The sequence below is a fragment of the Pseudonocardia sp. Ae150A_Ps1 genome (assembly GCF_001932315.1).
Lineage (GTDB): Bacteria > Actinomycetota > Actinomycetes > Mycobacteriales > Pseudonocardiaceae > Pseudonocardia.
The window spans coordinates 4761146-4787463 of the sequence record NZ_MCIJ01000001.1; the positions used below are offsets into that span (position 1 = coordinate 4761146).

At 73.7% G+C, this 26318-nt stretch carries 25 protein-coding genes; 10 read left to right on the forward strand and 15 right to left on the reverse strand.

Annotated elements, in window-relative coordinates; genetic code table 11:
- Positions 1–75 precede the first annotated feature (75 nt).
- On the forward strand, positions 76–660 hold the full coding sequence (locus Ae150APs1_RS22360; protein ID WP_075300107.1) for a DUF3090 domain-containing protein: 585 nt from the start codon (positions 76–78) through the stop codon (positions 658–660).
- A gap of 10 nt (positions 661–670) precedes the next feature.
- The gene (locus Ae150APs1_RS22365; protein ID WP_075300109.1) at positions 671–1558 is read left to right on the forward strand and encodes an SCO1664 family protein; all 888 of its coding nucleotides are present in this window, start codon (positions 671–673) and stop codon (positions 1556–1558) included.
- A 25-nt stretch (positions 1559–1583) separates the two neighbouring features.
- Here the strand turns inward: Ae150APs1_RS22365 and Ae150APs1_RS33880 are convergent, their stop codons facing one another.
- From Ae150APs1_RS33880 to Ae150APs1_RS22375, 3 genes are all read right to left on the reverse strand, one after another.
- Entirely contained in the window at positions 1584–2030 is a 447-nt protein-coding gene (locus tag Ae150APs1_RS33880; RefSeq protein WP_249266438.1) for an ATP-binding domain-containing protein, read from the reverse strand.
- 96 nt (positions 2031–2126) lie between these two features.
- A complete protein-coding gene (locus Ae150APs1_RS22370) occupies positions 2127–3830 on the reverse strand; it encodes a UvrD-helicase domain-containing protein (protein WP_249266439.1) in 1704 nt (567 codons plus the stop codon).
- Between the two features lie 92 nt (positions 3831–3922).
- Positions 3923–4780: a sulfite exporter TauE/SafE family protein gene (locus Ae150APs1_RS22375; protein WP_010227147.1), complete on the reverse strand. Its 858-nt coding sequence runs from the start codon at positions 4778–4780 to the stop codon at positions 3923–3925.
- Positions 4781–4915: 135 nt separating this feature from the next.
- Between Ae150APs1_RS22375 and Ae150APs1_RS22380 the strand changes: the two genes are divergently transcribed.
- The gene (locus Ae150APs1_RS22380; RefSeq protein WP_075300111.1) at positions 4916–5782 is read left to right on the forward strand and encodes an alpha/beta fold hydrolase; all 867 of its coding nucleotides are present in this window, start codon (positions 4916–4918) and stop codon (positions 5780–5782) included.
- Between the two features lie 136 nt (positions 5783–5918).
- Positions 5919–7355, forward strand: coding sequence for an NADP-dependent phosphogluconate dehydrogenase (gene gndA / locus Ae150APs1_RS22385; protein WP_010227149.1), 1437 nt, complete (start codon positions 5919–5921; stop codon positions 7353–7355).
- Positions 7356–7400: 45 nt separating this feature from the next.
- Here the strand turns inward: gndA and Ae150APs1_RS22390 are convergent, their stop codons facing one another.
- Complete coding sequence (locus Ae150APs1_RS22390) at positions 7401–9041, reverse strand: MFS transporter (protein WP_075300113.1); 1641 nt, start codon at positions 9039–9041, stop codon at positions 7401–7403.
- A gap of 119 nt (positions 9042–9160) precedes the next feature.
- Here Ae150APs1_RS22390 and Ae150APs1_RS22395 point away from each other — a divergent pair, with 119 nt between their 5' ends.
- On the forward strand, positions 9161–9652 hold the full coding sequence (locus tag Ae150APs1_RS22395; RefSeq protein ID WP_075300115.1) for a DUF2127 domain-containing protein: 492 nt from the start codon (positions 9161–9163) through the stop codon (positions 9650–9652).
- On the opposite strand, the gene Ae150APs1_RS22400 is transcribed toward Ae150APs1_RS22395, so the two are convergent.
- The 8 genes from Ae150APs1_RS22400 to Ae150APs1_RS22435 all read right to left on the reverse strand — a co-directional run bounded on the left by Ae150APs1_RS22400 (position 9630) and on the right by Ae150APs1_RS22435 (position 17449).
- Positions 9630–10766 (reverse strand): NAD(P)-binding domain-containing protein, encoded by a 1137-nt coding sequence (locus Ae150APs1_RS22400; protein ID WP_249266440.1) that lies wholly within the window; start codon positions 10764–10766, stop codon positions 9630–9632. The two genes, Ae150APs1_RS22395 and Ae150APs1_RS22400, sit on opposite strands and share 23 nt — an antisense overlap.
- Before the next feature lie 42 nt (positions 10767–10808).
- On the reverse strand, positions 10809–11201 hold the full coding sequence (locus Ae150APs1_RS32950) for a pyridoxal-phosphate dependent enzyme (RefSeq protein WP_212567247.1): 393 nt from the start codon (positions 11199–11201) through the stop codon (positions 10809–10811).
- A complete protein-coding gene (locus Ae150APs1_RS32955) occupies positions 11102–11779 on the reverse strand; it encodes a pyridoxal-phosphate dependent enzyme (protein ID WP_212567248.1) in 678 nt (225 codons plus the stop codon). Before Ae150APs1_RS32955 ends, Ae150APs1_RS32950 begins: the two co-directional genes overlap by 100 nt.
- 22 nt (positions 11780–11801) lie before the next feature.
- Complete coding sequence (locus Ae150APs1_RS22410) at positions 11802–12314, reverse strand: DUF664 domain-containing protein (RefSeq protein WP_083680299.1); 513 nt, start codon at positions 12312–12314, stop codon at positions 11802–11804.
- An 11-nt stretch (positions 12315–12325) separates the two neighbouring features.
- On the reverse strand, positions 12326–12907 hold the full coding sequence (locus Ae150APs1_RS22415; protein WP_075300119.1) for a DinB family protein: 582 nt from the start codon (positions 12905–12907) through the stop codon (positions 12326–12328).
- Positions 12908–13305: 398 nt separating this feature from the next.
- Positions 13306–15018, reverse strand: coding sequence for a glycerol-3-phosphate dehydrogenase/oxidase (locus tag Ae150APs1_RS22425; protein WP_010231847.1), 1713 nt, complete (start codon positions 15016–15018; stop codon positions 13306–13308).
- 112 nt (positions 15019–15130) lie between these two features.
- Positions 15131–16648, reverse strand: coding sequence for a glycerol kinase GlpK (glpK, locus tag Ae150APs1_RS22430; RefSeq protein WP_010231844.1), 1518 nt, complete (start codon positions 16646–16648; stop codon positions 15131–15133).
- A gap of 39 nt (positions 16649–16687) precedes the next feature.
- A complete protein-coding gene (locus tag Ae150APs1_RS22435; protein ID WP_075302430.1) occupies positions 16688–17449 on the reverse strand; it encodes an MIP/aquaporin family protein in 762 nt (253 codons plus the stop codon).
- Positions 17450–17722: 273 nt separating this feature from the next.
- Here Ae150APs1_RS22435 and Ae150APs1_RS22440 point away from each other — a divergent pair, with 273 nt between their 5' ends.
- A complete protein-coding gene (locus tag Ae150APs1_RS22440; RefSeq protein ID WP_060576274.1) occupies positions 17723–18484 on the forward strand; it encodes an IclR family transcriptional regulator in 762 nt (253 codons plus the stop codon).
- Positions 18481–19986 (forward strand): glycerol kinase GlpK, encoded by a 1506-nt coding sequence (glpK, locus tag Ae150APs1_RS22445; protein ID WP_075300121.1) that lies wholly within the window; start codon positions 18481–18483, stop codon positions 19984–19986. Before Ae150APs1_RS22440 ends, glpK (Ae150APs1_RS22445) begins: the two co-directional genes overlap by 4 nt.
- Before the next feature lie 46 nt (positions 19987–20032).
- On the opposite strand, the gene Ae150APs1_RS22450 is transcribed toward glpK (Ae150APs1_RS22445), so the two are convergent.
- Positions 20033–20272: a hypothetical protein gene (locus Ae150APs1_RS22450; protein ID WP_075300123.1), complete on the reverse strand. Its 240-nt coding sequence runs from the start codon at positions 20270–20272 to the stop codon at positions 20033–20035.
- A gap of 834 nt (positions 20273–21106) precedes the next feature.
- Entirely contained in the window at positions 21107–22390 is a 1284-nt protein-coding gene (locus Ae150APs1_RS22455) for an MFS transporter (protein ID WP_075302432.1), read from the reverse strand.
- Between the two features lie 232 nt (positions 22391–22622).
- Here Ae150APs1_RS22455 and Ae150APs1_RS22460 point away from each other — a divergent pair, with 232 nt between their 5' ends.
- The 3 genes from Ae150APs1_RS22460 (at position 22623) to Ae150APs1_RS22470 (ending at position 25974) form a co-directional block, all read left to right on the forward strand.
- Positions 22623–23900: an SLC13 family permease gene (locus Ae150APs1_RS22460; protein WP_075300125.1), complete on the forward strand. Its 1278-nt coding sequence runs from the start codon at positions 22623–22625 to the stop codon at positions 23898–23900.
- A 39-nt stretch (positions 23901–23939) separates the two neighbouring features.
- Positions 23940–24827, forward strand: coding sequence for a hypothetical protein (locus Ae150APs1_RS22465; protein WP_075300127.1), 888 nt, complete (start codon positions 23940–23942; stop codon positions 24825–24827).
- Between the two features lie 142 nt (positions 24828–24969).
- Positions 24970–25974: a TerC family protein gene (locus Ae150APs1_RS22470; RefSeq protein WP_010234740.1), complete on the forward strand. Its 1005-nt coding sequence runs from the start codon at positions 24970–24972 to the stop codon at positions 25972–25974.
- A gap of 9 nt (positions 25975–25983) precedes the next feature.
- On the opposite strand, the gene Ae150APs1_RS22475 is transcribed toward Ae150APs1_RS22470, so the two are convergent.
- Complete coding sequence (locus Ae150APs1_RS22475; protein WP_010234743.1) at positions 25984–26301, reverse strand: antibiotic biosynthesis monooxygenase family protein; 318 nt, start codon at positions 26299–26301, stop codon at positions 25984–25986.
- Positions 26302–26318: the final 17 nt, after the last annotated feature.

Genomic DNA, 26318 nt, shown 5'->3' on the forward strand with positions numbered 1-26318 from the left:
CGTTCCTGGTGACAGCGTTGTCGGCCGACGGTGGGGATGCCCCCGGTTCCCGTCTCGCCTACCCTGGGAAGGGTCATGGCACGCGTCATCCACGTCTTCCGCCGCCCGGACCGCTTCGTGGCCGGCACCGTCGGTGAACCCGGCGACCGCGCTTTCTACCTGCAGGCGATCGAGAGCTCGCGCACGATCAGCGTGCTGCTCGAGAAACAGCAGGTCTCGGTGCTGGCGGAGCGGATCACCGGGCTGCTCGGCGAGGTGTCCAAGCGCTTCGGCGAGGAGAACCTCCCCGAGGGCGACGAGACGCCGGGCTCCGACAACGACCCGTTGAACGTCCCGCTCGAGGAGGAGTTCCGGGTCGGCACGATGGGCCTGGGGTGGGACGCGGACTCCAGCTCGATCGTCGTCGAGCTCCTCGCGGTGTCGGAGGAGGAGATCGACGAGTCGGTCGTCCTCGACGACACCGAGGAGGGGCCGGACGCGTTGCGCGTGTTCCTCTCGCCGAACGCGGCGAAGGCGTTCGCCGACCGGGCCGAGAAGGTCGTCGGCGCGGGTCGCGCGCCGTGCCCGCTGTGTGCCGAGCCGCTCGACCCCGAGGGGCACGTCTGCGTCCGGCTGAACGGCTACCACGACCGCAACCCCGTGGCCGGGTCCTCCGAGTGAGCAGGGTCGAGTGAGCCCGGCTCCCGGACTCCGCGACCCGGCCGTGCTCGAGATCCTCGACCGGGGGCGGCTCGAGGTCACCGGACGGATGGTCGACGCGTCCAACGCCACCCTCTTCGGCACCGTCACGCTCGACGGGACCGAGCTGCGCTGCGTCTACAAGCCGGTCCGCGGGGAGCGCCCGCTCTGGGACTTCCCGGACGGCACGCTCGCCGGGCGCGAGGTCGGCGCCTACCTGGTGTCCGAGGTCTCCGGGCTGAACGTCGTGCCGCCGACGGTGCTCCGGGAGGAGGCCCCGTTCGGGCCGGGAATGGTGCAGGCCTGGGTGTCGTCCGGCGACGAGAGCGCGCTGACCGACCCGGGCTCGGAGGGCGACGAGCTCGACGGGGAGCTCGACGAGCAGACCCTCCACCTGGCGTCGGAGTCGCTGGTGGAGCTGTGCGAGCCCGGCGACGTGCCGGGCGGCTGGCTGCCGGTGCTGCGTGCCCGTGACGGCGCCGGTGACCCGGTCGTCCTCGTGCACGCCGACCACCGGCAGCTGCGCGCGATGGCGGTGTTCGACGTCGTCGTGAACAACGCCGACCGCAAGGGCGGGCACGTCATCGTCGCCGGTGACGGCGGCGTCTACGGCGTCGACCACGGTCTCACCCTGCACACCGAGCCCAAGCTGCGGACGGTGCTGTGGGGCTGGATCGGCGACGGCATCGGCGAGGAGCGCACCGCGCAGCTCAAGGAGCTGCGGTCCCGTCTCGCCGGGGACTTCGCCGACACGCTGGGGGAGCACGTCACCCGGCGGGAGGTGGCCGCGCTGCGCTCCCGCATCGACCACCTCCTCGCCGAGCCGCACTTCCCCGGGCCGGACGGGTTCGGGCCGGCGATCCCCTGGCCCGCGTTCTGATCCTCCGCCGCCCGGCCCGGGCCGCTCAGTCCGCCGGGCGCAGCAGTCCGAGCCGCCGGGTCGCCCGGGTCATCGACACGTAGAGATCGGCCGGGTTCCCGGCCCGGACGCGCTCCGGGTCGACGATCACGACGGCGTCGAACTCCAGGCCCTTCGCCGACACCGGTGTGTGCACGTGAGCCGGGAGATCGTCGAGGCCGGTGGTGTCGGCGGCGATCACCGCGACGGTCCCGTCGTCGAGCCGGGCCGCCTCGGCCTCGACCGCCTCCCGCACCGCGTCGGCGAGGCCGGCCGCGGGGACCGTGCGGTCCCACGGGTGCTCGCCGGTCTCCCGCACCGAGTCCGGTGGCCGGTGCCCGGGCGCGAACGACGCCAGGACCTCGGCCGCCGGGTCCATGATCTCGGTGGGGGTCCGGTAGTTCACCGTGAGCGTGCGGTGCGTCCACCGGTCGTCGAGGTGCGGGGCGAGCACGTCGGTCCAGCTGCGGGCCCCGGCGGGTGCGCTGCGCTGGGCGAGGTCGCCGACCGCGGTGATCGAGCGCGACGGGCACCGGCGCAGCAGGACGTGCTAGTCCATCGCGGACAGTTCCTGCGCCTCGTCGACGACGAGGTGCCCGAACCGCCAGTCCCGGTCGGCCGCGGCCCGCTCGGCGACCGTCCCACCGATCCCGGCCACGTGCCGTCCGGCCAGGACGTCGGAGGTCACGAAGTCGGTCGGGCGCAGCTCGTCGGCGTCCTCACCGGCGAGGTCGCGGTCGGCGGACTCCAGGATGGACAGGACGTCGGCCGCGTAGCGCCCGTCCGGCTCCTCGGCGGTGGCCGCCGCGCCGGGCGGGTCCCCGAGCAGCTCGGCGAGCTCGTCGAGCAGCGGTGCGTCGGCCACCGTCCACGGTGCGCCCGCGGCGCGGTGCAGGCCGGTGAGGTCGGTCCCGCCGGCCGCCGCCGCGAGGCGCCGCCGCGACGCGTAGAGGTCGGCGAGCGCCCGCTCCGGTGTCAGCACCGGCCAGAGCTGCTCGACGGCCGCGTGGAAGCCGGGCTCCGAGCGCAGGTTCGCGCGCAGCCCCTGCCGCATCTCCGCCGACACCTCCGCCGCGCCGGCCGGCTCGATCTCCGGCAGGTCGCCGAGCCCGGCGAGGAGCTCGGCGACCTCGGGCGGGTCCTCCAGGCTCGCGCCGAGTGCCTCCAGGCCCTGGTCGACGAGCAGGCCGCCGAGCGCGTCGCGGAACGTCACGCGGGCGACGTTGTGGGCCGACCCGGTGGCCCGTGCCCGCCGCCGGGCCTCCGCGACCAGGGCGTCGTCGATCTCGACGGTGACGTCGTCGAGCTCGATCGCGATCCGGCCGCCCGGCAGCTCCTGCCGGTCGGCGACCGCGCGGCGCAGCACGTCCACCATCGCGAGGTCGCCCTTGGTGCGCGCGACCTCCGGCGGGTCGAGGGCGCCCGCGACGACGCCGTGCCGCAGCCGGCCGGGCGTCGTGAACACCACGGCCGACTCACCCAGCGCCGGGAGCACCCCTCCGACGTAGTGCACGAACCCGGCGCTCGGCCCGACGACGAGCACACCGCTGCGGGCCAGCCGGTCGCGGTGCGCGTAGAGCAGGTAGGCGACCCGGTGCAGCGCGACGGCGGTCTTGCCGGTGCCCGGGCCGCCCTCGATCACCGCGGTGCCCGCCAGCGGGAGCCGGATGATCTCGTCCTGCTCGGCCTGGATGGTCGTCACGATGTCGCGCATCTGCGATCCGCGGGGCGCGTTCAGTGCGGCGAGCAGCGCCGGGTCCGACGCCGACCGGGCGTCGGTCCCGGCCAGGGCCGAGCGGTCCAGGACGTCGTCGTGGTACGACGCGACGCGCTCGTCGGGGGCGGTACCGGCGATGCGGAAATGCCGCCGCCGGGTCACCCCGAGCGGGGTGACGGGGGTGGCGCAGTAGAACGGCCGGGCCGCCGGCGCCCGCCAGTCGACCAGCGCGCTCTCCCCGTCGGCCGGGTCGGTGAGCCCGATCCGGCCGACGTAGGTCGCCTCCCCGCCGGTGTGGTCGAGGCGCCCGAAGCACAGCCCCGCTCGGGCGGCCTTGAGCGCCGTGACCCGCTCCGACCAGCGGTGCACCGAGACGTCCCGCTCCCAGCGGGCGCTGAGCTCCTCACCGGTCGGTGCGGCCTCGCCGCCGCGTGCGCGGCCCGTCGCGTCCGCGAGCTCGGTGGCGAGCAGTGCGTGCAGTGCGCGGACCTGCCCGGTCTCCGCGGTCAGTTCCTGGTCGGCGAGGGCTCTGTTCACACTCTTCCCATCCGTGGTATGCTGAAAGCGCGACGCGACGAGCTCTTCGTCGCGTCGCGTCGCACCCCTCATGGTAGCGCCTCCGCGACCCCTCATGCACGTGTGCGCAGCAGCTGGACGATCTCCCGGACCGCCATCGCCGTCGCGAACGTCCCGAACACCAGCCCGAGCACGACGGCGTCGAGCGACAGCCCCAGCGCCGCCCCAGCGACCGTCCCCGGGGCCGCCGTCACCGCGAGCAGCCGCCCCCACCGGCCCGACGCCGTCCCCTGGCGCAGGTGCACGACCGTGCCGACGATCGAGTTCGGGATGAACATCAGGAGCGACGTCCCCGCGGCGACGTGCAGGTCGGTCCCGAACAGCAGCACCATCGCGGGCACCGCGAGCAGCCCGCCGCCGAGCCCCATCGCCCCGGCCCACGCGCCGATGACCAGCCCGACGGCCGTCGTCACCGGGTACAGGAACCACGGGTCGTCGATCAGCTCCTGCGGCACGAGCGCACCGTCGAACAGGGGGAGCGCGAGCGCGTCGACGGTGAGCTTCACGGCCGTGAGCAGCAGGATCCCGATCAGCAGCACGCGCAGCAGGGTCTCCGACGCCCGCGCCAGCAGCGCCGGCCCGACCAGCCCGCCGACCGTGCCGCCGATGATCAGTCCGACGCCGGCCCGCAGGTCCAGCACCCCGCCACCGGCCGCGTAGGCGGCGGCCCCCGCGACGCACACGCCGATGTTGGCGATCGTCGACGTGCCGTGGATCCGGGCCCGCGACATCCGGGTGAACCGGTCGAGCGCCGGGACGAACAGCACCCCGCTCCCGCCGCCGATCAGACCGCCGACGACGCCGCCGACCAGCCCGATCGTGCCGACCAGCCCGCTGCGCCCGCCCTCCGCGCCGCTGTCGTCGGCCTGTCCGCCCGCACCCGGCGGTCCGATCGCGTCGCTGCGGGCCATGGGCCCATTCTCGATCGGCCCGGCACCCCGCGCCGGGGCGGTCCCACGAACCGGGATCCGGCCGCGGTGCCCCGCGCCGGCGATCACCGCCTAGCGTGCGGGGGACAGGTCCCGGACATCCACCAGGAGCGACGCATGGCCCTCCCCGCACCGCAGCGGATCACCGTCCCCGGCTCGACCCGGCCCGAGACCACCCTGTCGGTGCACGACACCGGCGGGCCGGGCGAGGCCGTCGTCCTGCTGCACGGCTGGCCGGACCGGGCGACGCTGTGGGAGCCCCAGGCCGAGGTCCTCGCGGCGGCCGGCTACCGGGTCGTCGTGCCCGACCTGCGCGGGTTCGGCGAGTCGGACCGGCCGGAGGGGACCGAGCACTACCGGATGAAGGCGCTCCGGGCGGACGTCCTCGGCGTCGCCGACGCGCTCGGGATCGACCGCTTCGCCCTCGCCGGGCACGACTGGGGCGCGGTGCTGGGGTGGACGCTGACGCTCGCCTCGGACCGGGTGACCCGCTACGCCGCGTTCTCCGTCGGGAACCCCGCCGCGTTCGCGACGGCCGGGTTCGGGCAGAAGGCGATGTCCTGGTACATGCTGTGGTTCCAGTTCCCGGGCGTCGCCGAGGAGGTGCTGCCCGCGCACGACTGGCAGTTCCTGCGGGCCTGGGCCCAGGCGTCGTTCCCGGAGGGGCACCCGCTGCCCGGGCAGCAGATCGCCGACCTGTCCCGGCCGGGGGCGCTGACCGCGTCGCTGGAGTGGTACCGCGCCAACGTGGACCCGGCGACGTTCGTGGCCACCGAGATCCCGCAGGTGCCACCGATCCGGGTCCCGGTCCTCGGGGTGTGGAGCGACGGGGACATGGCGCTGACCGAGGGGCAGATGCGGCGCTCGTCGGAGTTCGTCGAGGACTTCCGGTTCGCGCTCGTCGAGGGCGCCGGGCACTGGATCCCGCAGGAGGCACCGGAGGAGGCGGGCCGGCTCCTGCTGGAGTTCCTCCGCGGCCGATGACCGCCGTGACCAAGGGGACAGCGGGCGCACCGCGCGCGGCGGACACCGGAAGGGCCAGGATGGGGCCCGGTCCGCGGCTCGCGCGGGGGTATCGCGCGCGACGCACGCACACGGCAGAGCGAGACGGAGGAGTTCGATGGCGGAGAAGAGCCGGATCGGGGTCACCGGGCTGGCGGTGATGGGGGCGAACCTCGCCCGCAACATGGCCCGCCGCGGGTTCGGGGTGGCGGTGCACAACCGCACCACGTCGAAGACCACCGAGTTCATGAAGGACTACGGCCACGAGGGCTCCTTCACCGGTGCCGAGTCGCTGCAGGAGTTCGTCGACGCGCTGGAGACGCCGCGCAAGATCGTCGTCATGGTGAAGGCCGGCAAGCCGGTGGACGCCGTCATCGACGAGCTCGCGCCGCTGCTCGACTCCGGCGACATCATCATCGACGCCGGCAACTCGCACTTCCCCGACACCGACCGCCGCGCCGCCTACTGCGCCGAGCGCGGGCTGCGGTTCATGGGGATCGGCGTCTCCGGTGGCGAGGAGGGCGCCCTCAACGGGCCGAGCATCATGCCCGGCGGGCCGGTGGAGGCCTACGGCGAGGTCTCCGAGATCCTCACCGCGATCGCCGCCGAGGTCGACGGCACCCCGTGCTGCACGCACGTCGGGCCGGGCGGGGCCGGGCACTACGTCAAGATGGTGCACAACGGCATCGAGTACGCCGACATCCAGCTCATCGCCGAGGCCTACGACCTGCTCAGTCACGTCGGCGGGCTCTCGGCGCCGGAGATCGGGAAGATCGTCGAGCAGTGGAACACCGGTGACCTCGAGTCGTTCCTCATCGAGATCACCGGCATCGTGCTCGCGAAGACCGACGAGAAGACCGGCACGCCGCTGGTCGACGTCATCACCGACCAGGCCGAGCAGAAGGGCACCGGCCGGTGGACGGCGATCGACGCGCTCGACCTCGGCGTCCCGCTGACCGGCATCACCGAGGCCGTGTTCGCCCGGACGCTGTCGGCGCTGCGTGACGAGCGGAAGGCCGCGTCTACGACGCTGGCCGGGCCGGCGCAGCAGCGCACCGCGAACGTCGACCAGCTGGTCGAGGACGTCCGCCAGGCGCTCTACGCGTCGAAGGTGGTCGCCTACGCGCAGGGCTTCGCGCAGATGCGGGCCGCGTCGCAGGCGAACGGCTGGGACCTCGACCTGGGTGCGATGGCCCGGATCTGGCGCGGCGGCTGCATCATCCGCGCGCAGTTCCTCAACCGGATCACCGAGGCCTACGAGACCCACCCGGACCTCGACAACCTGCTGATGGTCCCGTACTTCACCGAGGCCGTCGGCGCGGCGCAGGACGCGTGGCGGCGGGTCGTGGTGACCGCGACCGAGAACGGCGTCGCGATCCCGGCGTTCTCGTCCAGCCTGTCCTACTACGACGGCTACCGCCGCGAGCGGGGCCCGGCGAACCTGATCCAGGGCCTGCGCGACTACTTCGGCGCGCACACGTACGAGCGCATCGACGCCGACGGCAAGTTCCACACCCGCTGGAGCCAGGACGGCGCCGAGGTCCGCACCGACTGACCGGCACCACCCGCCCCGGGACACTCCGGGGCGGGTCAGGTCCGGTCAGGTCCGTGTGGGGGCGGGTGTCACGGCGTCGTCGTGGTGGTACCGCCCGCCCCGCAGCGCGCTCGCCACCGCCGCGACCAGGCAGGCGACGGCCGCGAAGCCCAGTGCGAAGGTGAGCCCGTCGGCGAACGGGCCGGAGATCAGCTGCGGGAAGAACACCCGCCCGGTCAGGAACGCGGCGTGCGCCGGGTCCAGGTGGGCGAGCACGTCGGGGCCCAGCAGCGTCGCGACGGGGTTGTAGCCCAGCAGCGCGGCGAACAGGATCCCCACCGGCGGGAGCGCGGCCACCCGGTCCGCGGCGAGCTCCGGGACGCCCTGGGCGACCAGGCCGTCGTGCATCGCCGACGGCAGCGTCGTCGCCAGCCCGGCGATCAGCAGCGAGAAGAACACCCCGATCGACAGCACGGTCGCGGCGTTCTGGAACGTCGACGTCATCCCCGCGCCCGCGCCGCGCTGGTGCGCCGGCAGCGAGTTCATGATCGCCGCCCGGTTCGGGGAGCTGAACAGCCCCATCGCGAGCCCGTTGAGCGCGAGGACCACCGCGAAGACGCGGTAGTCGAAGTCCACCGGTACGGCCAGCAGCGCGAGGAAGGTCGCCGCCGCGGCGACCATGCCGCCGGTCGCGAACGCCCGCGCCCCGTACCGGTCGGACAGGATCCCCGACACCGGCCCGGCGACGAGGAACCCGATCGTCAGCGGGACCATGTAGATCCCGGCCCACAGCGGCGTCGCCTCGAACGCGAAGCCGTGCTCGGGCAGCCAGATCCCCTGCAGCCAGATGATCAGGATGAACTGCAGCCCGCCCCGGCCGAGCGCGGCGAGCAGGCTCGCCAGGTTCCCGGCGGTGAAGGCGCGGATCGAGAACAGCGAGACGTGGAACATCGGGTCCGGCACCCGGCGCTCGATCCAGGTGAAGATCCCCAGGACGACGATCCCGCCGCCGATCAAGCCGAGCACGAGCGGGCTCGTCCAGCCCATGACGTCGTCGCCGTAGGGCTGGATGCCGTAGGTGATGCCCATGAGGACGGCGACGAGCCCGACCGCGAACGTCGCGTTGCCCCACCAGTCGATCCGGGCCGCCCGGCGGACGCCGGTGTCGCGCAGCTTCGCGTACGCCCACCCGGTGCCGAACACCCCGACCGGCACCGACACCAGGAACACCAGGTGCCAGTCCACCGGGGCGAGCACCCCGCCGACGACCAGCCCGAGGAACGACCCGGCGATCGCCGCGACCGAGTTCACCCCGAGGGCGAGCCCGCGCCGGTCGGCGGGGAACGCGTCGGTGAGGATCGCGGTCGAGTTCGCCAGCAGGAGCGCCCCGCCGACGCCCTGCAGCACCCGCATCACGATCAGCCAGACGGCGCCGGCGTCGCCCTGCAGCCAGGTCGCCGCGAGCAGCACCGAGAACAGCGTGAAGACGGCGAAGCCCAGGTTGTACATCCGGGTGCGGCCGTACATGTCGCCGAGCCGCCCGAAGCTGACCACCAGCACCGCGGTGACGACCAGGTAGCCCATGATCAGCCACAGCAGGTAGTCGATGTTCTGCGGAGCGAGCGGATCGACCCCGATGCCGCGGAAGATGTCCGGCAGGGCGATGAGCAGGATCAACATGTTGATCGTCACGATCAGCACGCCCATGGTGGTGTTCGACAGCGCGACCCACCGGTAGCGGCCGCCGGTTTCCTTGAGTATCGCTAACGAGGTTACGACGGCCGGTTGCGCGCTGCAACGGGACCGGGCCGGTCTAGGGTCGCGCCATGACACGACCGGCGGCCGAGCAGGCCCGGTGGACCGAGCGGCTGTTCCGGATCGCCCTGGTGGTCAAGGGTGTCGACGGCGCGGCCGAGCTGCTGGCCGGGGTCGCGCTGCTGCTGGTGTCCGGGGAATGGCTGCACCACGTGGTGGCGCGGATCCTCGCCCGCGACCTCGTCGGGCCGCCGGACGGCACCCTGGCGCGGCACCTCGTCGCCGGGACCGACGCGTTCGCCGGCGGCGACCGCACCTTCGCCGTCGTCTACCTCGCCCTGCACGGGGCGATCAAGCTGGCGCTGGTGGGGGCACTGCTGCGGAAGTGGCTGCCGGCGTACCCGCCCGCGATCGTGGTGCTGTCGCTGTTCGTGGTCTACGAGCTGGTGCACGCCTGGCACACCGGGTCGCTGCTGCTGCCGTTCCTCGCCGCGCTCGACGTCGCGATCATCGTGCTGGTGCTGCGGGAGTACCGGCTGCTCAGCCGGGAACGGCGGGAGTGACGGCTCGGGCGGCCGCGCCGTCCCGCTCGCGCAGCCCGGCCAGCACCGCGCGGGCGGCGGCCCGGCCCGCCCGGTCCGCGCCGATCGTGCTCGCCGACGGCCCGTAGCCGACCAGGTGCACCCGCGGGTCGGCGACGACGGTCGTGTCGAGCGGCTCGCCCAGCCGGATCCCGCCGCCCGGCGACCGGAGCCGCAGCGGCGCGAGGTGCCCGGTCGCGGGCCGCCAGCCGGTCGCCCACAGCAGGACGTCGGCGGCCTCGTGGGTGCCGTCGTCCCAGGTCACGCCGTCGGGGGTGATGCGGGCGAACATCGGCCGCCTGCGCAGCACGCCGCTCGCGATCCCGACCCGGACCTCCGGCGTCAGGCCCAGCCCGGTGACGCCGACGACGCTGCGGGGCGGCAGCCCGGCCCGCACCCGCTCCTCCACGAGCGCGACGGCGGCGCGGCCGTGCCCGGCGTCGAACGGCCCCTCGTGCCAGACCGGCTCGCGCCGCGTCACCCAGGTCGTCGACGCCGCGTACGGGGCGATCTCCAGGAGCAGCTGCACCGCGGTGATCCCGCCGCCCACCACGACGACCCGCTTCCCGGCCATCGCCTCCGGGCCGGTGTGGTCGCGGGCGTGCAGGGCGGTCCCGCGGAACGACCCGGCGCCCGGGTAGGACGGCACGAACGGCCGCGTCCAGGTGCCTGTGGCGTTGATCAGGTGCGGGGCCGTCCAGGTGCCGGCGTCGGTCTCGACGGTGAGCTCGCCGTCCCGGCCGGCCACGTCGTCCGCGTCGCGCACCGCGTGCACCCGGACCGGGCGCACGACCTGCAGGTCCCAGGCCCGCTCGATCGCGGCGAAGTAGCCGGGGACCGCTTCCCGGGCGGGCCGGTCGGGATCGGCGCCCGGGTCGTCGAACCCGGACCGGACGCCGGCGACGTCGTGGATCCCGTTGACCGTGCGCATCCGCAGCGTCGGCCAGCGGTGCCGCCACGCGCCGCCGGGGCCGTCCTCGCCGTCGAGCACGACGAACCCGGGGCCGGGCTCCAGCCCGCCGCGCCGCAGCCCGGCCGCCGCGGACAGCCCCGCCTGCCCGGCGCCGATCACGACCACGTCCGTCCGCTGCTCCACGCCGGACTCAACGCCGGGGAGCCGCCCCGCCATCCCGGCCGGTCAGGCGGGTGGCCGCGCCGCGCCCACCACGTCGGCGACGTCGGCGTTCGCCCCGCAGACGACCAGGGCGAGCGGGGCGTCCGGATGCCGCGCGACGACGGTGCGGGCGCCCGCGACCAGGCACCCCGCGGCGGGCTCGGCCCAGATCCCGGCGTGCTCGGCGAGCTCGACGCTGCCGCGGACGGCGTCGGCGTCCGGCACGACCAGCACGTCGTGGACCAGCTCGCGGACGTGGTCGTAGGTCAGCTGCGAGACCGACGGCGCGGACAGCGTGGTGATCGCCGAGGTGATCGTCACCGGGACCGGGCCACCGGCGGCGAGCGCCGCGGACATCGCCTCGGCCCCGACCGTCTCCACGCCCCACACCCGGGTCTCCGGCAGCAGCGCCCGCACGGCGGTCGCGACACCGGAGAGCAGCGCGCCCCGCCGATCGAGACGAGGACGTCGGTCGGCGGCTCGCCGAGCGTGGCGGCGTCGCGGGCCAGCTCCAGCCCGGCCGTGCCCTGCGCGGCGAGGACGACCGGATCGTCGAACGGGTGCACCAGCGTCGCCCCGGCCGCCTGCAGCTCGCCGGCCAGCGCGAACGCGGCCGGGATGTCCGCGGTGAGCCGGACGTCGGCACCCGCCGCCCGGGCGGCGGCGACCGAACGGGCCGGCGCGTTCTCGGGCATGACGACGACGGCCGCTACCCCCGCCGCGCCCGCGACCTCCGCGCCCGCGAGGCCGTGGTTCCCGCCGGAGACGGCGACCAGCCCGGCGTCGCGCTCGGCGGCGGACAACGTCGCGAGCTTCGCGAGCACGCCGCGCGGCTTGAACGACCCGGCCCGCTGGAGCTGCTCCAGCTTCAGCAGCACCGGGGCGCCCAGCAGGGCGGCGAGGCCGGGGGAGGGGACGGTCGGGGTGCGGACCACGCCCCCGGCGATCCGCTCCGCCGCGGTCTCGATGTCGTCGAGGGTCACCAGGTCGGCCATGCCCCCGACGGTAGTGACCCGGTCAGCCCATCGACCTCCGGCCGTCGATCGTCTCCCGGATGATGTCGGCGTGCCCGCTGTGCTGGGCGGTCTCGCCGACGATGTGTGCGAGCGCCTGACGGGCGCTCCACCACGCCTCCCCGGGGAACCACGGCGCGGGCGGCAGCTTGTGCGCGACGTCGAGGTCCACGGTCGTGACCAGCTCGTCGGTGCGGGCCGCGGTCGCCGCGTACCGCGCGAGCAGGGACTCGCACGTGTCGTCGGGCCCGACGGCGAAGTCCGCACGCTCGGCGTCGGGGTCCGCGGCGACGTCGGCCCACGTCTCGACGCCCTCGACGTGCTTCAGGATCCCGGCGAGGGTCAGCGCGCTCGCCGTCGGGCGCCGCCGGGCGTCGGACTCGGAGAGTCCGTCCACGGTGTGCCGCAGCAGCATCCGGTGCTTCGCGAGGGTCTCCAGGATGCAGGCCCGCTCGCCGGACAGGCCGCGCGCGGCGGAGCCCAGCAGTTCGGTCATCGACTCGGCGGTGTCGTTCATCGCCTGCCCCCTCAGCCCATCGTCCGCGCGCCGTCGAGGGCCTCGCGGATGATGTCCGCGCGCCCGGAGTGCTGGCTGATCTCGGCCAGCATGTGCAGCGCGACCCGCCGCACGGACCAGGCGGCGCCCGGCTCGAACCACGGGGCGACGGGCAGGTCGTGGACGACGTCGAGGTCCGCGGTCCGCAGGATCTCCTCGGTCCGCCCGGCGACCTGCTCGATCCGCGCCCGCAGGAACTCCAGGGTCTCGTGGTCCGCCAGCACGAACCGGGTGTCGGTCCACTCGGAGTCCGACCAGTCGCCGCCGTTGCTCTCGCCCTCGGTGGCGACGGCGTCCCAGTCGACGTCGTCGGTGTAGACGGCGGTGAAGGCGCTCGCGCCCTCCAGCGCGAACCGGAACCACTGCTCCTCGGTGTCGGCGACGTGCTTGAGCAGCGAGGCGATGGTGAGGGCGCTGACCGTGCTCGCCGTACGGGCCTGGGACTCGGTGAGGCCCTGGGCGGTCTGCAACAGGAAACCGCGGTGCCGCTCCAGCAGGGCGACCAGCTCGGCGCGCTCGCCGGTCAGGGCCTGGGACTCGGTGGTGGCGTTCATGGGCCCGCCTCTCGGGGGTTCTCCGGCCGGGGGCTGTTCCCCGGCCCGACGAGAACGACGGTAGGACCCCATGCGGACAGGTCCGGTCCTCGATGACCGGGCTCCTCAGGAGAGTTCGCGCAGCGCGTCCTCCCAGCGGTCGCGCCGCTCGCCGAGCCCGAGCTCCCACCACGGCGTGCCGCGCTCACCCAGGCCGTGCTTGGCCGCGTCGACGCGGGCGCGTGCGGCGGTGACCCGGTCGTCGTCGCCGGTCCGCCGCCCGGCGCCGACCTCGGCGCGGGCCTGCCCGAGGTGCTGCTGCAGCCGGGACCGGACGTCGTCGGGCAGCTCGGGATCGGCGGCCCCGGACGACCACGTACCGGCCGTCCGGGGTCCGCCCGGGCTCGCTCACGGCGGGCTCAGCCGCTGACCGGCACGACGTCCGGGGCGCCGAGCCGGGCCGCGTCGGCGGTGGCGTCGTCGGGCATCTTCTGGCTCTCCCGCTCGGCCTCCACCCGCTTGCGATAGTGGTCGACCTCGCGGGCGACCTGCTCCTCGTTCCAGCCGAGGACCGGGGCGACGAGCCGGGCGGCCTCCTCGGCCGCACCGACACCGCGGTCGAACGTCTCGATCGAGATCCGGGTGCGGCGGGCGAGGATGTCCTCGAGGTGCCGGGCGCCCTCGTGCGACGCGGCGTAGACGACCTCGGCGCGCAGGTAGTCCGGCGCGCCGGCGAGGGGCTCGGTGAGCGTCGGGTCGTCGGAGGCGACGCCGAGCACCTCCTGGATCAGCGAGCCGTAGCGGCCGAGCAGGTGCTCGATCCGGGCCTTGTGCAGGCCCGACTGCGTGGCCAGCCGTGCGGTGGCGTTGGTCAGCGCGTGGAAGCCCTCGGCGCCGAGCAGCGGCACGTCCTCGGTGCACGACTCCGGGACCTTCGCGTCCAGGCTGTGCACCGCGGCGTCGACCGCGTCCTTCGCCATCACCCGGTAGGTCGTGTACTTCCCACCGGCGACGACGACGAGGCCGGGCACCGGCGTCGCGACCGCGTGCTCGCGGGACAGCTTCGACGTGGAGTCCGACTCGCCCGACAGCAGCGGGCGCAGGCCCGCGTAGACGCCCTCGACGTCGTCGTGGGTGAGCGGCTGCTCCAGCACGGCGTTGACGTGTTCGAGCAGGTAGTCGATGTCGGCCGCGCTGGCAGCCGGGTGGGCCTTGTCGAGGTCCCAGTCGGTGTCGGTGGTGCCGATGATCCAGTGCCGGCCCCACGGGATGACGAACAGCACCGACTTCTCGGTGCGGAGGATCAGCCCGGACTCACCGCGGATCCGGTCGCGGGGCACCACCAGGTGGATGCCCTTCGAGGCCCGCACCTTGAACAGGCCACGCTCACCGGCCAGGCCCTGGGTGTCGTCGGTCCACACGCCGGTCGCGTTGATGACCTGCTTGGCGCGGACGTCGACCCGCTCGCCGGTCTCCAGGTCCTGCACGGTCGCGCCGACCACACGGCCGGCGTCCTTCAGCAGCCCGACGACGCGGGCGCGGGTCGCCACGTGCGCGCCGTACGCGGCGGCCGTGCGGGCGATCATCATGGTGTGCCGGGCGTCGTCGACCTGGGCGTCGTAGTACTGCAGGGCGCCCACGAGGGCGTCCTTGCGCAGCGACGGGACGACCCGGCGCGCACCGCGACGGGTGAGGTGCCGGTGGTGCGGGACGCCGCGGGACCGGCCCGAGAGGAAGCCGAGCGTGTCGTAGAGCGCGACACCGGCGCCGGCGTAGAGCCGCTCCCAGCCGCGGTGCTGCAGCGGGTAGAGGAACGGCACCGGGCGGACCAGGTGCGGGGCGAGGTGCTGGATGAGCAGGCCGCGCTCCGCGAGCGCCTCGGCGACCAGCCGGAAGTCCAGCATCTCCAGGTAGCGGAGACCGCCGTGGACGAGCTTGGACGAGCGGCTGGACGTGCCGGACGCGAAGTCGCGCGCCTCCACCAGGCCGACCGACAGGCCGCGGGTCGCGGCGTCGAGCGCGGAGCCGGCGCCGACGACGCCACCCCCCACGACGAGCACGTCGAGCTCGCGGTCGCCCATCGCCTGCAGTGCCGCGGTACGGGCCTCCGGGGAGAGCTCCACCGATTTCATGATCAGACCTTCCACTCGTGTCGTCCTGCAGGGGACTACCCGTTCAACGCCCGGGACGTGCGCCGTTGTGCCCGGTGTCGCCCTGTCGTGGGGGCGGCACCGGGCACAGGGGTCACTCGACGTCGACCCAGTCGAGCGTGCGCTCGACGGCCTTCTTCCACTTCGCGTAGCCCTCGTCACGCTGGGCGGCGTCCCAGTGCGGCTCCCAGCGGCGGGCCTCGTTCCAGTTCTCCCGCAGCTCGTCGGTGTTCTTCCAGAACCCGACCGCCAGCCCGGCCGCGTAGGCCGCACCGAGCGCCGTCGTCTCCGCGACGACCGGCCGCGACACCGAGACACCCAGGACGTCCGCCTGGATCTGCATGCAGAGCTCGTTCAGCGTGACGCCGCCGTCGACCTTCAGGACGTCGAGCGAGACTCCGGAGTCCTTCGTCATCGCCTCGGCGACGTCGCGGGACTGGTAGCAGATCGCCTCCAGGGTGGCCCGGGCCAGGTGCGCGTTCGTGTTGAACCGGGACAGCCCGACGATCGCGCCGCGGGCGTCGGACCGCCAGTACGGCGCGAACAGCCCGGAGAACGCGGGCACGAAGTACACGCCCCCGTTGTCCTCGACCTGGCGGGCCAGCGACTCGGACTGCGATGCGCCGGAGATGATCCCGAGCTGGTCGCGCAGCCACTGCACGGCCGACCCGGTGACGGCGATCGACCCCTCCAGCGCGTAGACGACCGGCTCGTCGCCGAACTTGTAGCAGACCGTCGACAGCAGCCCCGACTCCGAGCGGACGAGCTCGTTGCCGGTGTTGAGCAGCATGAAGTTGCCGGTGCCGTAGGTGTTCTTCGCCTCGCCCGGGGCGAAGCACACCTGCCCGACGGTCGCGGCCTGCTGGTCGCCGAGGTCGCCGGTGATCCGGACCTCGCCGCCCAGCGCGCCGTTCGCCAGCGTCGTGCCGAAGCCGTCGGCCGACGACGACGGCTTGATCTCCGGCAGCATCTGCCGGGGGATGCCGAAGAAGCCGAGCAGCTCGTCGTCCCAGTCGAGCGTCTCGAGGTTCATCAGCATCGTGCGGCTCGCGTTGGTCACGTCGGTGACGTGCCGCCCGCCGTTCGGGCCGCCCGTCAGGTTCCAGATGACCCAGGTGTCGGTGTTGCCGAAGATCGCGTCGCCCGCCTCGGCGGCCTCCCGGACGCCGTCGACGTTCTCAAGGATCCACTGGATCTTGCCGCCGGAGAAGTACGTCGCGGGCGGCAGGCCCGCCTTGCGCCGGATGACGTCGCCCTTGCCCTCACGCTCGAGGGCGGTGGCGATCCGGTCGGTGCGGGTGTCCTGCCAGACGATCGCGTTGTAGTACGGGCGCCCGTTGCGCCGGTTCCACACGACGGTGGTCTCGCGCTGGTTGGTGACGCCGAGCGCGACCAGGTCGTCCGCGGTCAGGTTGGTCGCGTTGAGCGCGGACTGCAGGCAGGCGTTGGTGCGTTCGATGATCTCGACGGGATTGTGCTCGACCCAGCCGGGCTGCGGCAGGATCTGCTCGTGCTCCAGCTGGTGCCGGCCCACCTCGTTGCCGGAGTGATCGAAGATCATGAAGCGGCTGGAGGTGGTGCCCTGGTCGATGGCGCCGACGAACTCGGCCATTGAGCTCTCCTTCTGCTGTGCGGTCGGTGGGGCCGGGCGTCAGACCCGTCCGATCTCCTGCGGGGCGTCCTCGGCCGGGATGTAGCGGTCGATCAGCAGCTTGAACAGGCCACCGCCGACGACGGCGCCGAGCAGCGGCGCGACGATCGGCAGCCACCAGTACGGCGTGCCGTCACTGGTGACCCAGGCGGTGTCGTAACCGGTGATGAAGGAGGCCAGCCGCGGGCCGAAGTCACGGGCCGGGTTGATGGCGTAGCCGGCGTTCGCACCCCATGCCATGCCGATGCCCACGACCAGCACGCCGATCATGAACGGCGCCATGTTGGCCAGCGGACCCTTGTTCCGCGGGTGGACCAGCGAGAAGATCACGAAGATCAGGATCGCGGTGCCGACGACCTGGTCGAGGAACGCCGTCGGGATCGACACCGGGTCACCGGGCGAGGTGGAGAAGATCCCCTGGGTCTCGGTCAGGTTCGGGTCGACGGACCGGATGAAGTCGGCGTAGACGACACGGACGATCAGTGCGGCGACGAACGCGCCCAGCACCTGGGCCAGCACGAACGATGCGACCTTGCGCCACGGGAAGCCCTCGTAGAGCGCGAAGGCGAGGGTGACGGCCGGGTTGAGGTGCGCGCCGGAGGTACGGCCGGCCACGTAGACACCGAGCATGACGCCGATGCCCCATGCCCAGGCGATCGAGTCGTACTGCCCGTTGGACCCGTCGGGCGTCGTGGTCACCTGAGCGACGACGCCGACCCCGAAGAGGATCAGGATCATCGTGCCGGCGAACTCGGCGCTCATCTCGGCGATCAGTGACAGGCCCTTCGGCGCGGGAGCCGCCTCGGTTTTCTCGGTCTTCTCGGAGCTCGTCATCGAACCCCCTCCTCCTCGAGTTCCCCCTCGCGGGACCGGACGGCCCCGCCGTGGGCGGAGACGCTAGGAGCGGAGCGGTGAGGCGGCAACGCAAACCGTTCGACGATGTCGAACGTTGCGGGTCGATCAGCGCATGATCGGGTGGCGGTCGGCCGCAGCGGGCGTCGCCGTCGCGGTCCCCGGCCCCTAGGATCGGGCGTCGTGGCCCGGCAGATCCAGTCCGTCGAGCGGGCGGCCGCGCTGCTGCGGCTGCTCGGTGGCGCCGGGCGCCCGCTCGCGCTCGCGGAGCTCGCCGCCGCGGTGGACCTGCCCCGGCCGACCGTCCACGGCATCCTGCGGACGCTGCGCGACGAGGGGCTCGTCGCGCAGGACCAGGCCAGTGGGCGCTACCTCCTGGGGGAGGGGCTGGACCGGCTCGGCACCCCGTGGGACCGGCACGACCTGCGGTCGCGGGCGATGAACTGGGCGGACGCGCTCGCCGCGGGAACCGGGTGCGCGGTGTACCTCGGCGTCCCGTCCGTCGACGGCCGCGGGGTGGACGTCGTGCACCACGTCTTCCGGCCGGACGGGAGCCCGCAGACGTTGCGCACCAACACCGTGCAGCCGCTGCACGCGACGGCGTGGGGGCTGTGCCTGCTGGCGTTCGCACCGGCGTCGGTGCGGGTGCCGGAGCCGCTGGACCGCTACACCCGGCGGACCCTCACCGATCCGGCGGCGCTGACCCGGGAGCTGACGGCGTCGCGCCGGCGCGGCTGGGCGGCGGATCCCGGCGGCTGGGAGCCGGGGACCGGCGGGCTCGCGGTCGCGGTGCGCAGCGGCGGCGGGCTGACCGTGGCCGCGCTCGGCATCGGCGCCCCGGCCGAGCAGCTGTTCAGCTCCGACGGCAGGCCCCGCCCGGATCCGCTGGTCCAGCTGACCGGGGCGGCCGCCGAGATCGCCGACGGGCTGGAGGGACTGCGATGAGCACGGTGCCGTCGTCGGAGCGGGTGGTCGCGGCGATCGACCAGGGCACGACGTCCACCCGCTGCCTGCTCTTCACCCGCTCCGGGCGGATGGTCGCGGTCGCGCAGCACGAGCACCGCCAGCACTTCCCGAGCCCGGGGCGTGCCGAGCACGACGCGGCCGAGATCTGGCGCGCGGTCAACCGGGTGGTGCCGGCGGCGTTGCGCCGGGCCGGGCTCGGTCCGCAGAACGTCGCGGCGCTCGGCATCGCGAACCAGCGCGAGACGACCGTCATCTGGAACCGGCACACCGGCGTCCCGCTGTCGCGGGCGATCACCTGGCAGGACACCCGCACCGGTGGCATCGTCGCCGGGCTGGCCGCCGACGCCGGGATGTACGCCCAGGTGTCCGGGCTCGGCCCGGCCACCTACTTCGCCGGGCCGCGGCTGCAGTGGCTGCTGGACCACGTCCCGGGCGCCCGGGAGGGCGCGGAGCGGGGGGACGTGCTGTTCGGGACGATCGAGAGCTGGCTGATCTGGCAGCTCACCGGCGGCCCGGACGGCGGGGTGCACGTCACCGACGTCACCAACACCAGCCGGACGATGCTCATGGACCTGCGGACCCTCGAGTGGTCGCCGGACCTGTGTGCCGCGCTGCGGGTCCCGCCGCGGATGCTGCCGCGGATCGTGCCGAACTCGCAGGTGTACGGCCGCTGCGTGGACCTGCTGCCCGGCGTCCCCGTCGCGGGGGCGCTCGGTGACCAGCAGGCCGCGCTGGTCGGGCAGACCTGTTTCGCGCCGGGCGAGGCGAAGTGCACCTACGGGACGGGCGCGTTCCTCCTGAAGAACACCGGGTCGCGCATCGCCGGGTCGGAGACGGGCCTGATCCCGACGGTCGGGTACCTGCTCGGCGACGAACCGGTCTACGCCCTCGAGGGATCGATCGCGATGACCGGGTCGCTGGTGCAGTGGTTCCGCGACAACCTCGGGATGATCTCCACCGCGGCCCGCATCGAGACGCTGGCACTCACCGTGCCCGACAACGGCGGCTGCTACGTCGTGCCCGCGTTCTCCGGTCTCTACGCGCCACGGTGGTACCCGGACGCGCGCGGTGTGATCGTCGGGCTGACGTCCTACATCCACCGCGGGCACCTGGCCCGGGCCGTGCTGGAGGCGACGGCGTGGCAGACCCGCGAGGTGCTGGATGCGATGAACGCGGACTCCGGCCTGCCGGTCACGCGGTTGAAGGTGGACGGCGGCATGACGGCGAACCACCTGCTCATGCAGTGCGTCGCCGACGTGCTCGACCTGACGGTCGAACGCCCGCTCGGCTCCGAGGCGGTCTCGCTCGGCGCCGCCTACGCGGCAGGCCTCGCCGTCGGGTACTGGCCGGACCAGGAGGTGCTGCGCCGCAACTGGCACCGGGCCGCGGCCTGGGACCCCGCGATGGACCCCGCGGTGCGGGACCGCGAGCACGTCAACTGGCAGCGCGCGGTGGAACGGAGCGCCGGCTGGGCGCGGTGAGCGCGCGCCGTGCTGCCGTGCTCCGTGCTGCTGCCGTCCCGCGGTCCTACCGGCCGCGGCGCCGCTCGCGGGCGCGGCGGTCCTGCAACGCCTGGATCCGGCGGACGCCCAGGTCGGTGAGGCGGCCGAGGAACCCGGTCGCCCAGCCGATCCGGTCCGTCGGGACGACGGCGAACATCCGCGTGGCGTCCACGTCGGTGAGGCCGTGCCACAGCAGCTCACGCGCCTCGTCCGACGCGGACACCAGCAGCCGGCGCCCGTCGCCGGGACCGGGGTCGCGCACCACCAGGTCCCGCTCCTCCAGCCGCGCGAGCAGCCGGGGGCCCCGCCACTGCGGAGTCCGGTCAGCTCCGCGGTGGCGGCGCCGTCGAGCGGCCGGGAGCGGAGCAGCAGCTCGGCCAGGACGACGAGCTCGTTCAGCGACAGCTCGTGCCGCTCCGCCAGGTCGCGCAGCCGGTGGTGCGCGACGAGCTCCCAGCGCGGCAGGATCCCCCGCAGCTCCTCGGCGGCCTCGTGCAGGGCGGCGGCGCGCACGGTGGCGTCGTCCACGGGAGCGCCGTTCGTGGGAGCGCCGTCGGCGCCGGGGTTCACGGGAGCTCCTCCGGACCCGGCGCCGCCGGCACCACCCGAGTCGCCGGCACCGCCCCCGTCGCCGGCGCGGCCGGGAGCCGACGGCGGGGCCCGGTCGCCCGGGCTCGGCCACACGGACCGTCCCGCCACGTCCCGACGCCCCCTGCGTCGCGAGCGGCCGGGGTGATCCTCCTGGAGAACCGCTTCCCCAGGAAGCGATTCCGCAGAACAGGAGGCCGGTGGCGCCGGGGTGCGGGTGCGACGAGCACACCGGGCGTGCCGCCCGGGACGACCGGGCCCCTCCCGCAGGAGTGGGTTCTCGGAGATCGCTGCCTGGGGAAGCGAATCCAGAGAAGTGAGGGGTGGGGTGCGCCCTCGGTGTGGAGCTGCATCCAGGTGAGGTAACACGACGGGGGCCTCGACCGCGGTGGATCGGCGAATCCGGCGCCCACGGCCGCCGATCGCGGGCCGCCGATCGCGGGCTGCCGATCACCGGCTGCCCATCACGCGCGGCCGGCCGCCGGGGTGGGGCGGGCTCGGTGGGTGCGGGTCACCGGGTGAAGGCGCCGTCGTCGCTCAGGTCGGCGGTGCGGGTCTCGTGCAGGGCCCAGATGCTCAGCCCTGACGCCGCCGCGAGCCCGGCGACCAGCAGCGACACCGGCCAGGACGCGCCGGCGGCGGCGGTCAGGCTGGTCGCCAGCAGCGGGGTGATCCCGCCGCCGACGATGCTGGAGGCGTTGTAGCCGATCGAGGCGCCGGTGTAGCGGTAGCGGGTCGCGAAGAGCTCCGGCAGGAACGCGCCCATCGGGGCGAACACCCCGGCGAAGGCGATCATGGCGACGGAGAAGCCGATCGTGATCAGGATGCCGTTGCCGGTGCCGAGCAGCCAGAACAGGGGGAACGCCCACAGCACCGCCAGGGCGCACGCCCACAGGCAGACGCGGCGGCGCCCGGTCCGGTCGGACAGCACGGCGAGGATCGGGGTCGCGACGCCCATCACGGCGGCCGCGACCATGGCGGCGACCAGCAGCATCGTCCGGGACAGGTCCAGCACCTGGGTGCCGTAGGACAGGCTGAACGTCGTCACCGTGTAGAAGATCGTGTGCGTGATGATCATGCCGCCGGTCGCGAGCAGCAGGGAGCGCGGCTGGCGCCGCACGACGTCCGCGATCGGCGCCCTGGCCTTCTCCTGCTCACGCATCGCCTTCTCGAACACGGGCGTCTCGGCGATCCGGAGCCGGATGTAGAGACCGACGAGGACGAGCACCGCGCTGGCCAGGAACGGTACCCGCCAGCCCCAGGCGGCGAACTGCTCGTCGCTCAGGCCGGCGGACAGCGCGAGGAACGCGCCGCTCGCCACGACGAACCCGACAGCGGGCCCGAGCTGCGGGAAGCTGGAGTACAAGCCGCGCTTGCCCGCCGGGGCGTGCTCGGTCGCCATCAGCACGGCGCCGCCCCACTCCCCGCCGAGGCCGAAGCCCTGCAGGAACCGGCACAGCACCAGCAACAGCGGCGCCAGGATCCCGACCGACGAGTACGTGGGCAGCAACCCGATCGCGACGGTGCCGACACCCATCGTCAGCAGCGAGACGACCAGCGTCGCCTTGCGCCCGATCCGGTCGCCGAAGTGCCCGAACGCCACCGCGCCGACCGGCCGGGCGACGAACCCGACGCCGAACGTCGCGAACGCCGCGAGGGTGCCGGTGAGCGGGTCGAGGTCGGGGAAGAACAGCGACCCGAAGACCAGCGCGGCCGCGGTGCCGTAGATGTAGAAGTCGTAGAACTCGATCGCGGTGCCGATGAAGCTGGCCAGCGCGATGCGGCGTGCCGACATCGCCGGTGCCCCGGTGTCACTCCCGGTCGTGTCGCTCACTCTTCCCCCTGTCCCGGTAGCCCGGCCGGAGTACTCTCCGCCCCCGTTCGGCGCACTGTCAATGGCTGGACGGGTCCGGGTAGTCGCCCGTCGTGACCGAGCGAGGCTTGCCCACGATGTGGGTCGTTTGCCACGATGCGGCCCGTCGCCCGGTCACCGCCGTCCGGGCCGGTCGACCCGAGGAGCCGCGCGGATGGGGCCCGAGATCGTCTCGATCGTCGTGCTGGTGGTCATGTTCGTGATCGCCACGACGATGCCGGTGAACCTCGGCGCGCTGGCGCTGGTCGCGGCCGTCGGGGTCGGCGTCGGCATACTCGGTCTGAGCCTCGACGAGGTGATCCTCGGCGTCCCGGACGGCGACGAGATCGCCGGCGGGTTCCCCGGTGACCTGTTCCTGCTCCTCGTCGGGTTGACGTACCTGTTCGCGCTGGCGACGGCGAACGGCACCGTCGATCTCATCGTGCACGGGGCGATGCGGCTGGTCCGCGGCCGTCTCGCGCTCGCCCCGTTCGTGTTCTTCGCGATCTCCTGCGGCCTGTCCGCGCTCGGCGCGCTGTTCGCGGTGGCGATCGTGGCGCCGCTGGCCCTGCCGTTCGCCCGTCGCTACGGGGTGAACCTGCTGCTCATGGGCATGATGGTCGTTCACGGCGCGCTCGGCGGGGCGTTCTCGCCGATCACCGTCTACGGCGCGTTCGTGAACTCGACGATGGCCCGCGTCGGGCTGCCCGGCGATCCGGTCGTGCTGTTCCTGACCCCGCTGGTCGTCAACGTCGTCATCGCGGTCGGGATCTACCTGCTGCTCGGGGGTCGCTCGCTGCTCGGCCGGTCGGTCGACCAGGAGGTCACGGAGAGCGGTGACCTCCCCGACCTCCGGATCGGCCCGGAGCGCGGCGTGACCCTCGCCGGGATCGTGCTGATGGCCGTCGGCGCGGCCGCGTTCGGGTGGGACGTCGGCGTCGTCGCCCTCGCCGTCGCGATCGTGCTGCGGCTGATGAACCCGAAGCGTCCCGACGTCGTCGGGCAGGTCTCCTGGTCCACCGTCCTGCTGATCTGCGGTGTGATCACCTACGTCGGCGTCCTCATCGCCGCGGGGACGGTCGACTTCGTCTCGTCCGGCATCACGGCGATCGGTGCGCCGCTGCTCGCGGCCCTGCTGCTCTGCTACCTCGGCGGGGTGCTGTCGGCGTTCGCGTCGTCGGTGGCGATCCTCGGCGTCGCGATCCCGCTGGCCGTCCCGTTCCTGCAGCAGGGGCAGGTCTCGGCGATCGGGATGGTCGCCGCGCTCGCCGTCGCCGCCACCGTCGTCGACGTCAGCCCGTTCTCCACCAACGGTGCGCTGGTGCTCGCCAACGCCCCCGCCGGCGTCGACCGGGACGCCTTCTACCGGCAGATGATGGTCTACGCCGGGGTCGTCGTGGTCGTCGGACCGTTGCTGGCATGGGCCCTGCTCGTGCTCCCCGGGGTGCTCTGAGGTGCGCCCGGACGGCGCAGCCGGGTTAGCGTCCGGAGCATGAGCACCGACAGCGTCGTCGCCGCGGGCCGCCTGGCCCGCGGCCTCGAGCCCCTGCACGCCCAGATCTACTTCGCCCCCGAGGCCGAGCCCCGCTACCGGAGCGCCGGGCTCGAGGAGGGGCGGATGAGCTACTTCGCGCCGCGCGCCGCCCCGATGGGGGCGGTCGGCCCCTCGGTCGTGACGGCGACCTTCTACAACTTCTCGCCCCGCCTGGTCGCGGCGTCGATCCCGCGGGCCTGGGAGCTGGTCTCCCCGTCGGACCTGGTCGCGGCCCGGTTCGAGGTGGCGGACGCGTCGCTGCGCAGGCTGCTGGGCGACGACGGCGTCGGCTCCCCGGAGATGGCCGAGGCCGCGGCGCTCGCCCGCACCGCCGCCGAGGCGGTCCCCGCGGTCGGCCGCCCGCTCGCCGCCGGGCATCTCGACGTCGAGTGGCCCACCGCGCCGCACCTCGTGTTCTGGCACGCGCTGTCGATCCTGCGCGAGCACCGCGGCGACGGGCACATCGCGCTGCTCGTCGAGGCCGGGCTCTCCGGGCTGGAGGCCCTGCTCACCGCGACCGCCACCGGCACCGGGTTCACCGTCGGCTTCGCCCGGGCCAGCCGCGGCTGGTCGGCCGGCGAGTGGAACGACGGCGTCGCGCGGCTCGCCGGCCGCGGCCTGCTCGAGCAGGCGGACCCGTCGGACGAGGTCGTGACACCGGTGCTCACCGAGGAGGGGTCGCTGCTGCGCAAGCGCCTCGAGGACGACACCCACCGGCTCGGCTCGGAGCCCTGGGCGGCGCTGGGCGCCGACGGCGCCGGCCGGCTCGGCGAGATCGGCGGCGCGTTCGTGCGGACCGCGCTCGCGAACGGGGCGTTCCCGTCCGACAGCGTGTTCGCCCGGTAGACCGGGTCCGGCGGGACCGATCGTCCCGGCCGGCGACGGGCCGGTGCGTCACGTGCGGCGGAACGTCCGCCGTGACCGATATGGTGCGTAGCGCAACCGGCTCGTCCCGGCCGGAACGATGATCCCGTACGGAGGAGACCCGGTGCTCGAGATCAGCGGCCTGGAATGGGCCATCACGATCGGTGCGATCATCGCCCTGCTCGCGGTCGACCTCGTACAGGGCTGGTTGCGGCCGCACAAGGTCGGCTTCAAGGAGGCGACCGCCTGGTCGGTCTTCTACATCGGGATCGCGATCGCGTTCGGCGTGATCTTCGCGATGGTGCACGGCTGGGACTTCGGCACCCAGTACTTCACCGGCTACATCGTCGAGAAGAGCCTCTCGGTCGACAACCTCTTCGTCTTCGTCGTCATCATGACGACGTTCGCGGTCCCGGAGGAGCACCAGCAGAAGGCGCTGACCTTCGGCATCGTCCTGGCCCTGATCATGCGCGCCATCTTCATCGTGGTCGGTGCGGCGCTGCTGAACCTGTTCTCGTTCATGTTCCTGGTCTTCGGCGTGCTGCTGCTCTGGACCGCGGTCCAGCTGTACCGGCACAAGGACGAGGAGCCGGACATCGAGGACAACATGGTCGTGAAGGGCGCCAAGCGGCTCTTCCCGGTCAGCACCGAGTACGACGGCGGCAAGCTCTTCACCCGGGACAACGGCAAGCGCGTCGCCACCCCGCTGTTCCTGGTGCTCGTCGCGATCGGCGGCATCGACCTGCTGTTCGCGCTGGACTCGATCCCCGCGGTGTTCGGCGTGACCCAGGAGGCGTACATCGTCTTCGCGGCGAACGCGTTCGCCCTCCTGGGCCTGCGGGCGCTGTTCTTCCTGGTGAAGGGCCTGCTGGACCGGCTGGTCTACCTGTCGACCGGGCTCGCGATCATCCTGGGCTTCATCGGCGTGAAGCTGGTCCTGCACTGGCTCCACGTCGACATCAACCCGGCGGTGCCGGAGATCCCGACCGTGCTCAGCCTGGTCGTCATCCTCGGCATCCTGGCGATCGTCACCGTGGCCAGCCTGATCAAGACCAAGGGCGACCCGACGGCGAAGGCCAAGCCCGGCTCGCTGAAGGCCCGCAAGGAGCGGTCCGAGCAGCAGAACTGACCCGGGCCCTCAGGCGAGGCCGGGGCCGCCCAGCGGGGTGACCTCGATGTAGTCCGGCGGCGCGGCGAGCAGCTCGAGCACGTCGCCGAGCCCGGCCTCGCCGAGGTCCCGGCCCAGCGCGGCCTCGGACGAGGCCGCGTCGGACCACATCTCCGTCACCCAGACGGCGTCCGCCTCGTCCGGCGTCGCGTTCACGACGTACGCCAGGCAGCCGGGCTGCTGCGCCATCCCGTCCGCCACCCGGAGCAGGGCCTTGGCCAGCTCGGGGCCCTGGCCCTCCACGGCCACCATCCGCACGTACCTGCCGACCCGCTCGTTCGTCTCCACGGCGGCGACCGTAGACG

Coding starts and splice junctions, on each gene's coding strand:
- Ae150APs1_RS22435 (WP_075302430.1), bottom strand. CDS start 17,449: ATGAGCGCCGAGTTCGCCGGCACGATGATCCTGATCCTCTTCGGGGTC.
- Ae150APs1_RS22415 (WP_075300119.1), bottom strand. CDS start 12,907: ATGAACGCCACCACCGAGTCCCAGGCCCTGACCGGCGAGCGCGCCGAG.
- Ae150APs1_RS22380 (WP_075300111.1), top strand. CDS start 4,916: ATGGCCCTCCCCGCACCGCAGCGGATCACCGTCCCCGGCTCGACCCGG.
- Ae150APs1_RS22390 (WP_075300113.1), bottom strand. CDS start 9,041: ATGGGCGTGCTGATCGTGACGATCAACATGTTGATCCTGCTCATCGCC.
- Ae150APs1_RS22455 (WP_075302432.1), bottom strand. CDS start 22,390: ATGTCGGCACGCCGCATCGCGCTGGCCAGCTTCATCGGCACCGCGATC.
- Ae150APs1_RS22460 (WP_075300125.1), top strand. CDS start 22,623: ATGGGGCCCGAGATCGTCTCGATCGTCGTGCTGGTGGTCATGTTCGTG.
- Ae150APs1_RS32955 (WP_212567248.1), bottom strand. CDS start 11,779: ATGGCCGACCTGGTGACCCTCGACGACATCGAGACCGCGGCGGAGCGG.
- Ae150APs1_RS22375 (WP_010227147.1), bottom strand. CDS start 4,780: ATGGCCCGCAGCGACGCGATCGGACCGCCGGGTGCGGGCGGACAGGCC.
- Ae150APs1_RS22360 (WP_075300107.1), top strand. CDS start 76: ATGGCACGCGTCATCCACGTCTTCCGCCGCCCGGACCGCTTCGTGGCC.
- Ae150APs1_RS22395 (WP_075300115.1), top strand. CDS start 9,161: ATGACACGACCGGCGGCCGAGCAGGCCCGGTGGACCGAGCGGCTGTTC.
- Ae150APs1_RS22410 (WP_083680299.1), bottom strand. CDS start 12,314: ATGAACGACACCGCCGAGTCGATGACCGAACTGCTGGGCTCCGCCGCG.
- Ae150APs1_RS22465 (WP_075300127.1), top strand. CDS start 23,940: ATGAGCACCGACAGCGTCGTCGCCGCGGGCCGCCTGGCCCGCGGCCTC.
- glpK (WP_075300121.1), top strand. CDS start 18,481: ATGAGCACGGTGCCGTCGTCGGAGCGGGTGGTCGCGGCGATCGACCAG.
- gndA (WP_010227149.1), top strand. CDS start 5,919: ATGGCGGAGAAGAGCCGGATCGGGGTCACCGGGCTGGCGGTGATGGGG.
- Ae150APs1_RS22425 (WP_010231847.1), bottom strand. CDS start 15,018: ATGAAATCGGTGGAGCTCTCCCCGGAGGCCCGTACCGCGGCACTGCAG.
- glpK (WP_010231844.1), bottom strand. CDS start 16,648: ATGGCCGAGTTCGTCGGCGCCATCGACCAGGGCACCACCTCCAGCCGC.